At 33.7% G+C, this 5,513-nt stretch carries 3 protein-coding genes; all 3 read left to right on the top strand.

All coding sequences use genetic code 11. The annotated features are described in order from the left end of the window. The first annotated feature begins 948 nt into the window (after positions 1-948). Positions 949-3,177 (top strand): hypothetical protein, encoded by a 2,229-nt coding sequence (locus E7419_08125; protein ID MBE7015146.1) that lies wholly within the window; start codon positions 949-951, stop codon positions 3,175-3,177. 180 nt (positions 3,178-3,357) lie between these two features. After that, complete coding sequence (locus tag E7419_08130) at positions 3,358-5,211, top strand: beta-N-acetylhexosaminidase (GenBank protein ID MBE7015147.1); 1,854 nt, start codon at positions 3,358-3,360, stop codon at positions 5,209-5,211. 8 nt (positions 5,212-5,219) lie between these two features. Next, positions 5,220-5,513: PHP domain-containing protein (locus tag E7419_08135; GenBank protein ID MBE7015148.1), on the top strand; the 294-nt coding region annotated here is incomplete at its 3' end.

Consider the following 5,513-nt stretch of genomic DNA (forward strand, 5'->3'; position numbering starts at 1 on the left):
ACTGGATTGGAAGACTTGAACAGTTTAAAGCACAAACAAAAGAAACTGTTCCTGATTATGACTTAAGATATGCTAATCCGTTTGGTCCTAACCAGACTGTTGTTACTCTTGCTAAAACAGGTTACGCTGGTCCTCAGATTACAAATAATGAAAATGCTGAACTTTCACTTAAACTTTGTGACTATCTTCTTTCAGAAGGAGGAGCAGAACTTACTTCTTTAGGTATCGAAGGCGTTACATATAATCTTGACGATAAAGGCTTTGCAGAATATGTAACCTTTGAAGGCAAAGTTCCTTCAATTAACGATATTTCCGCAAAATTCGGTTTATATGTTGAAGGATTAACATTAAGAGGAGATAAGAGAAGTTGTTACTTTAATTATACCGAACTTGAACAGGAAGCGCAGGACTTAATGTTAAATAAAGAAAACGGTTTTGAACCTGTTGACCCTGCTTTGATTTACACACCGGAAGAAAAAGCAATCATTGATAAAGACTTAGCTGCTATCGAAAAAGCAACACAGGAATTTGTTACAAAATATATCTTAGCAGAAAAAGGAAGCAAAGATACAGGCGATGCCGCTTGGGATGCTTGGGTTAAAAAAGCAAGATCTTCCTTTAACATTGACGAACAGGAAAGAGTTGCAAACGAAATTTATAAAAGAATGTACAACTAAATCGATGTGTAATTCGTAATTGTAGGGGAGGGGTTCCATCCCCTCCCGAAAACACAAAATGATTATTAAATTTTTTTAATAATAAAAATTATAACAAAGAAAGGAAGTTTTTTTAAATGAAAAACTATGTAAAACCAATCGTAACAATCGAAACAGTTTTACCTTCCGAAAATTTATCAAACCTTTCAGGGTGGCTTGAAGGTGCAGGCATTGAATACAATGATGCAGGCATTACCACCTATGTAGTGGTTTCATAAAGGAGGTAGGAAAAATGAAAAGAATTTTATCTTTAATTCTTGTAGTGTCAATGTTTCTTTCAGTAACGGCTTTTGGTGCTATCACAACAACAGAAATATACACTGACACCGAAACAGGTTATACCTACATTTTCGGTAAATTCGAAGATAGCGATACTAATGTCGGCTTTGAAATTAATGGTAAAGAATACGACCTTAGGAAAGAGGATATTAACAATCCTGAAAAAACAGCATTTGAGGTTGCTAAAGAAAAAGGAAATATTTTTGGTATCGGTTTCTTAGATGCAACTCAAAAAGGTGCTGAAGAAAAGAAATTTACAGCAACTCCATTTACTTATAATGCTGAAAATGCAAAAAACACACAGGAAGCAATTACAGTTGACCTTCCTGAGTATGACAATCTTAAATTAAAAGACATTAAAGTAAATGGCGAAACTGTAGCTGCATTTTCTCCTTACAAATCTTACTATTATTATGAAACAAACGATGTTTCATCAATAACAAAAGAAGATATCGAAGCTACAGCTCAGGCAGCTTATGCTAATGTAACTGTTTCTGATGCAGGAAATAACAATTATGTTATAACAACAACTGCCCCAGATTCTGAAGAAGTAAAAACTGTTGAAATAAGAGTAAGAGAAAAAGGCGAACCTCAGAATCCGGAAGAACAAATTGCACCATTTAAAGGTTCTAAAACTGTAAGAATATATAAAGATTTATCAGAGAAATTTTCGCCTCTTACAGGCGACTCTGGTATTTATGACTGGAATGAGGTAAGAATAAAAGCGAGTGCAGGAAATGAAATTCCAAGCAACTCAACAGAGTATAGTGTTGTTCTTATTCAGTTTGATATAAGTAAGATTACAAATATTAACGACAGAGTGTTATTAGATATTCCTGTTAATAATGCTAATACAGCATCAAATCCTGACAGAATAGCTGAAATTGGGTTTATGGCTGTTGATACAGAACTTCCGATTTCATATCATCCTAGTACAAGCCCTTATTTTTCCGGAACGAAAACTACGGATGAATATCAAAAGTTTAACGATGAAATAGTTAACGGTGAGGTAGCTTCTACTACGAATTCTGATCTTACTCCTGAAATGATCAACAAAGAAATAGCAAACGCGTTTGAAATGTTAGATTATAAAAATATTGAAAATGATGTTGCGGGAAGAGTTGTAGTTGCTAATTCAGCAAAAGAAACAAAGACTGTTGATGTTACCGACTATATCAAGGCGAAGCTTGAAAAAGGTGATGAAACTGCCACATTTATGGTAAGAGCAATATTTAATCCTGAAATAAATTCAACCGGTTCGGAAGTTTGTATAAGACCATATTCAGCAAACGCTGCTTTGTCGTTTACAAAATTCGAAGGCGAAATTGCAGCATCTGATATTAAAGTTAACGGTGAAACAATTAAAGACTTTAATAAAGATACTTTAAACTACAGTGTAATTGTTAATAAAGATGCAGACATTCCTCAGGTTACAGCAACTGTTGCAGATACAGAAAATCTTACTATTAAAGTTACTCAGGCAACTGAGGTTCCGGGTGCTGCAACTGTTAAAGTAACATCCTATGACGGACAGTCAAAGACTTATACAATAAACTTTGATAATCCGTTTGAAAAAGGTGTATTTATATTCGACTCAGCTGCGTCTAAACGTGTTGAATTTGATTGGGGAGCTGCTTATAATAAGATATCAAATGTTAAGGATCTTGGAAATTCGAACTGGGTTAGAACTTATGGTAACTCAAGTGGATATGTTGTTCCAAGAGATGCTTTGTTGATTACATTTAACTCTACTACGCAAGGTTTAAATGAAGATGATAGAATTTATTTAAATCTTTATGTGAAAGGTTTTGACCCGTATGCGACAACACTTAATGGTGTTCCAGGTGGTAAAGTCAAAGTAATTTATACTCAGAGCAGTATAGATGTTAACAGTCAAGTTGATAAAACTAATTATACAGTTTCTTCAAATTATATAACATCTGAAATTACAGAATTTAAAATTGATGTAACTAATCTGGTTAAAAATGCACTTTTGAATACTAATGCAGTTGATGGAATTAAAACAATTCAGTTACTTATTGAAACAGATGAAGCTGATGCTAAAAAAACTACGACTGGAAAATATATTTATTCTGATGATACAGTTTCATACGAACACACAAATTTGGGAGGAATACTACAACTTGATACGTATTCTCCAACGATAACATATGCTGAATAATGCTCTGAAAATCTTAATTTATATTATATTTCGGAGGAGACTTAAAAGTCTCCTCCGCAAATTATCTTTGTTTTTAGAAAATATAAAAAAATATTTACACAAAGTGAATGTTTCTTTATATCTTTTAAATTTTGTGAAAAAAGCGAATATTAATAAACTCAAAGCAGGGGGCAATAAAAAATGAGAGTAATTAAAATTGACGATGAGAATTTACTAAAAGGGATTGAAACATTAAAAAATTATTATGAAATTCCTGACTTGGTAAACCTTTACATAGAAAAAGGGGAAAAACTTACAGTAAAATGGCAGGGGGAAGATGTATATATTACATATCCTGTAAATTCTGCACTTTTTCGTGCATTAAGCCTTATTTCACTCGACTTTAAAAAGGGAGAGAGAAATAATATAGAAGAAACCTTGTATTTTGACGAATGCGGTGTTATGCTTGATATGTCAAGAAACGGTGTTATGAAAGTTGAGGCTGTTAAAAAGTATGCGGATATGATGGCGCTTATGGGTCTTAATCAGTTATATCTTTATTTGGAAGATACTTATGAAATTGACGGATGCCCTTACTTTGGATATTTAAGAGGCAGATACACAAAAGAGGAATTAAGAGAAATTGATGAGTATTGCGACTTAATTGGCATTGAAGCAATCCCTCATATTCAGGCTTTAGGGCACATGGAACAATATATCAAATGGGACGAGGGTATGCAGTACCGCGACACAGAAAAAGTTCTTATTGCAGGAGAAGAAAGAACTTACGATTTTATAAAAAAAGCGATTACCTCAATTTCATCCTGCTTTAAAACAAAGAAAATCCATCTTGGAATGGACGAGGCGGGAAACTTGGGAAGCGGAAAATACTATGCTAAGCATGGACCGATTGACCGAAAAGAAATTCTTCTTGACCATTTAAAGAGAGTTGCAGATATAGCAGAAGAGTTGGGTCTTACGCCTATAATTTACGGGGATGTTATCTATGCAGTTGCAACGGGAAATCAGTATGCAGCGGCAGGGGAAACAAAAATTCCCGAAGATGTTAAGAAAAGACTTCCGAAAGACCTTGTTCTTACCTATTGGGAGTATTACGATTATGATTATGATTTATATAAAAATATGCTTGAATCATACCGCGACTTAACAGGAAAGGCTATTTTCTGGGGTGGAATCTGGACATGGTTTGGCCTTGCTCCCGATAATAAGATGACAATTGATACAACAAATCCTGCATTAAAAGCATGTAAGGATACAGGAATAAGAGCTGCAATCGGCAGCATCTGGGCAGATGATGGATGCGAATGTAATCATTTCTTCGGAATGCATGGTCTTATGTACTTTGCAGAACATATGTATAATTATGAAGTTGACGAAGTAAAATTTAAAGAAAGATTTGAATATATTACTAAAGCATCGTTTGATGCATTCACAGATATGTCATATTTCCATAATGATTTTGATAAGTTTGATGACTATGACTTCTATTGGGAAAGATTTTACGGAAAGCGTTTTGTTTTTGCTGACCTTCTTATCGGGCTTTTAGATGAAGATTTAAGAACAAAACCAATGTATGAGCATTATAAAAATTTAGAGAATAAGTTTAAAACATATATTGATACAAATAATCCTTGGAATGAAATGTATAAATACATTTTAAAACTTATTGAAATTGCAAGGAAGAAATGTTTTGTTCTGGAAAATCTTAAGATCGCTTACGATAACAAGAATAACGGCTTCTTGAAAGATTGTGTTTTTAAATATATTCCTGAACTTATTTCTGATTTTGAATCTTTAGAGGCAATTCATAAAAAGCAATGGATGTCAACTTACAAACCATTTGGATTTGAAGTTTTAGATATTCGATACGGCGGTGTTATACAAAGGTTAAAATCATCACTTGAAAGAATAAAAGCATATATTGACGGCGATATTGAGATAATTGAAGAACTTTCCGAAACAAGACTTTTACACCGTTGTGAGTGGACACAAAGAGATTTTCACGCAATTGTAACTGCTTGTAATGGGATATAGGAGGAAATATGTTATTTGCAAATTTACATAATCATTCAACTTTTTCAGACGGAGTATGGACGCCTGAACAGTTGGCTGACCTTGCGGTTAAACAAGGCCATAAAGCGATAGTTTTAACCGACCACGATACTGCACAGGGAACATATTTTATGAAAAAGGCGGCAAGACTTAGAGACCTTTATTGTCTTACAGGTACAGAGTTTGAGGGAGAAGGTTTTGGCACAGACTTTCATATTGTCGGATTTGATTATAATACCGAAGATAAAGAAATAAGAGAAATTCTTGATTATTTATCAAAAAAA

The organism is Oscillospiraceae bacterium, assembly GCA_015068525.1.
GTDB lineage: Bacteria > Bacillota > Clostridia > UMGS1840 > HGM11507 > SIG450.